The organism is Protofrankia sp. CiP1_Cm_nod3, from assembly GCF_982290655.1.
In genome coordinates, this window is sequence record NZ_CEVIVD010000111.1 from 15,247 (window position 1) to 15,806 (window position 560).

Genomic DNA, 560 nt, shown 5'->3' on the forward strand with positions numbered 1-560 from the left:
CCGCTGGCTGGGCCCGGCGCCGGGCGCCGTCGAGGGCGGCATCCCCGGGCACCGGCACCGCTGCCGGCCGCGCGGAACGTCGCGCGTGACGCGGCCCGGAAGGCTCGCCTGCCGGCGGCCGCCCATGGGCGGAGCCGCCGGCAGGCGCTCCCGCCGGCGGCCCCGGGCGGGTCTCGTCTGCTCGGTACACGGCTGGAATCCTGGTGGCCGGGAGAACATCTGTATACGACCGGGGCATGTCACCGCGGCCACACATATGACGGCCCGTTCAGAAAAACCGTGGTTGACGCCGGATTGCCGGCCAACGGCCCGCTGTCGTATTTCCGACAATGTTGAGGAAAGCACATCGGAAATTCGCCGGCCACGATTCCGTCCGGGGTGCGGCTTCCCCCGCGGGAGCGTTCCGCCCACCCTCGAGGCAGCGCCGGGAACGGCGGGCGGAGCGCTCCCCGGCACCGGGGACGGCACCACGGCCCGGCACCGAGAACGACACCGAGGCCCGGGACCGGGGACGGGCACCGGGGCGACCGGGGCGACCGGGGAAGATCCCGCCGCCCGCC